The organism is Pseudomonas sp. R62, from assembly GCF_000257605.1.
GTDB lineage: Bacteria > Pseudomonadota > Gammaproteobacteria > Pseudomonadales > Pseudomonadaceae > Aquipseudomonas > Aquipseudomonas atacamensis.
Map to the genome: position 1 here is coordinate 19085 of NZ_JH635999.1, position 2989 is coordinate 22073.

The window sequence follows — 2989 nt, forward strand, 5'->3', positions numbered from 1 at the left end:
ACTACATGCACGCCGCTGAACCGAACAAAGCGGTGTACGGCTTTGCCCAGTGCTATCGCGTCACCACCGACGTGATCTTTGCCCGTGGTTTTGCTTACCAGGACGATCCCGAGCAACCGATTGCCCACGTCGTCGGCACATTCATGCGCATGGGCATCGGTCTGAAGGGCAGCAAGGGTTTCGCGGGCGCGATCAAGGGAGCGAGCCAATGAGCAACGATCTCAGGGAGCAGCTGCAACAGGCTCACGCGCAGGGCGATTACGCGCCGCTGCTGGCGTTGATTCCTTATGCCGGGCTGATCGGTATCGAATGCTCGCGAGTCGGCGATGAGTTGCTGTTCAAGCTGCCGGCGAACAAGGACAACATTGGTAACCCTTTATTGCCGGCGATCCATGGCGGCGTGATTGCCGGCTTCATGGAGCTGGCCGCGGCCCTGCATTTGCTGATTTTCACCGGCACGCCGGGTGTGCCGAAGATCATCGATTTTTCCCTCGATTACCTGCGCGCCGGGCAGTTTCGCGACACTTGGGCCAGGTGTCAGGTCTGCCGTCAGGGCCGTCGCGTCGCTAACGTAGCGGTCACTGCCTGGCAGAGTACCGAGGCCGAACCGATCGCCACCGCCCGCGCGCACTTCAAAATTGATGAGCCCTTGAAATCCTGAACAGCGCCCCCAACTCAGATGACAACCCGCCGCAGACCATTTCGGGTCGCGGCCACTGCCATCTGATTGGAGTTTGATGACCATGAGTGTGGAAACTCAAAAGGAAACCCTGGGCTTCCAGACCGAGGTAAAGCAGCTGCTGCACCTCATGATCCATTCGCTGTATTCGAATAAGGAAATTTTCCTTCGCGAATTGATCTCGAACGCCTCTGACGCTGTCGACAAGCTGCGCTTCGAAGCCCTGGCCAAGCCTGAGTTGCTCGAAGGTGGCGCTGACCTGAAAATCCGTGTGAGCTTCGACAAGGACGCCAAGACCGTCACCCTCGAAGACAACGGTATCGGCATGAACCGTGACGATGTGATCACCCACCTGGGGACCATCGCCAAATCCGGCACCGCCGACTTCATGAAAAACCTGTCCGGCGATCAGAAGAAAGATTCGCACCTGATCGGCCAGTTCGGTGTCGGCTTCTATTCGGCCTTCATCGTCGCCGACAAGGTTGACGTTTACAGCCGTCGCGCCGGCACTGCCGCCAGCGAAGGCGTGCACTGGTCGTCGAAAGGCGAGGGCGAGTTCGAAGTCGCCACCATCGACAAGCCAGAGCGCGGCACCCGCATCGTCCTGCACCTGAAATCCGGCGAAGACGAATTCGCTGATGGCTGGCGTCTGCGCAACATCATCAAGAAGTACTCCGACCACATCGCTTTGCCGATCGAACTGCCGAAGGAAGTCACTGCGGCCGAAGGCGAAGAGGCTCCAGCCGTTGAATGGGAAACCGTCAACCGTGCCAGCGCCCTGTGGACCCGTCCGCGCACTGAAGTCAAAGACGAGGAATACCAGGAGTTCTACAAACACATCGCTCACGACTTCGAAAATCCGCTGTCGTGGAGCCACAACAAGGTTGAGGGCAAGCTCGAGTACAGCTCGCTGCTGTACGTGCCGGCCCGCGCACCGTTCGACCTGTACCAGCGTGAAGCGCCGAAAGGCCTGAAGCTGTACGTGCAGCGTGTGTTTGTGATGGATCAGGCCGAGTCGTTCCTGCCGCTGTACCTGCGCTTCATCAAAGGCGTGGTCGATTCCAACGACCTGTCGCTGAACGTGTCGCGTGAGATCCTGCAGAAAGACCCGATCATTGATTCGATGAAAACCGCGCTGACCAAGCGTGTGCTCGACATGCTGGAAAAACTGGCGAAGAACGAGCCTGAGCAATACAAAGGCTTCTGGAAAAACTTCGGTCAGGTCATGAAAGAAGGCCCGGCAGAAGACTTCGCCAACAAAGAGAAAATTGCCGGTCTGCTGCGTTTCGCATCGACCCAGGGCGACGACGGCGAGCAGGTTGTCGGTCTGGCTGACTACCTGGCCCGCGCCAAGGAAGGTCAGGACAAGATCTACTACCTCACAGGTGAAACCTACGCGCAGGTCAAGAACAGCCCGCACCTGGAAGTCTTCCGCAAGAAAGGCATCGAAGTGCTGCTGCTGACCGATCGCATCGACGAGTGGCTGATGAGCTACCTCAGCGAATTCGACGGCAAGACGTTTGTCGACGTGGCGCGCGGTGACCTCGATCTGGGCAATCTGGACTCGGAAGAGGACAAGAAAGCCGCAGAAGAAGTTGCCAAGTCCAAAGAAGGCCTGGTCGAGCGTCTGAAAACTGCGCTGGGTGATTCCGTGGCTGAAGTCCGCGTATCCCATCGTCTGACCGATTCGCCGGCCATTCTGGCCATCGGCGAACAGGACCTGGGCCTGCAAATGCGCCAGATCCTCGAAGCCAGCGGGCAGAAAGTCCCGGATTCGAAGCCGATCTTCGAATTCAACCCGAGCCACCCGCTGATCGAGAAACTCGATGGCGAGCAGAGCGAAGAGCGTTTTGGCGACCTGTCGCACATCCTCTTCGATCAGGCTGCCCTGGCGGCTGGCGACAGCTTGAAGGATCCGGCCGCTTACGTGCGCCGGCTGAACAAGCTGCTGGTTGAACTGTCGGTTTGATCACGTTGTAGGAAAAACCCGCTTCGGCGGGTTTTTTCGTTCTGGTGTTTACTCAATCAGGAGTCAGAAATGAGCCAAGTCACTGTACGTTCCGTGGTCTATCAGATTGACGGCCAGGCCTATGAAGGTCGCCTGGCGTTCGACGCCGAGCACAAGGCTGCGCGCCCGGGTTTGCTGATGGCGCCGAACTGGATGGGCGTCAGCGCCGGTGCCGAAGACATCGCCAAAGCGGTAGCGGCCAAGGGTTACGTGGTGCTGATCGCGGATGTCTACGGCCAGAGCGTACGTCCGCAGAACGCTGATGAGGCGCTGGCAGCAATGATGCCGCTCAAGGACGACCG

3 protein-coding genes and 1 pseudogene are annotated in these 2989 nt (G+C 58.6%); all 4 read left to right on the forward strand.

Annotated elements, in window-relative coordinates:
• Window positions 1–212: pseudogene (locus OQK_RS18505) on the forward strand (thioesterase); the annotation flags it as partial.
• The gene (locus tag OQK_RS18510; RefSeq protein WP_016773686.1) at window positions 209–661 is read left to right on the forward strand and encodes a PaaI family thioesterase; all 453 of its coding nucleotides are present in this window, start codon (window positions 209–211) and stop codon (window positions 659–661) included. The pseudogene OQK_RS18505 and the gene OQK_RS18510, both read left to right, overlap by 4 nt.
• Before the next feature lie 82 nt (window positions 662–743).
• Window positions 744–2648, forward strand: coding sequence for a molecular chaperone HtpG (gene htpG / locus OQK_RS18515; protein WP_038861952.1), 1905 nt, complete (start codon window positions 744–746; stop codon window positions 2646–2648).
• Between the two features lie 69 nt (window positions 2649–2717).
• On the forward strand, window positions 2718–2989 hold a 272-nt coding region (locus OQK_RS18520; RefSeq protein WP_016773688.1), incomplete at its 3' end, for a dienelactone hydrolase family protein.

What these genes read in the sequence shown, in the direction of transcription:
- htpG (WP_038861952.1), top strand. Translation starts at nt 744, where the DNA reads ATGAGTGTGGAAACTCAAAAGGAAACCCTGGGCTTCCAGACCGAGGTA.
- OQK_RS18510 (WP_016773686.1), top strand. Translation starts at nt 209, where the DNA reads ATGAGCAACGATCTCAGGGAGCAGCTGCAACAGGCTCACGCGCAGGGC.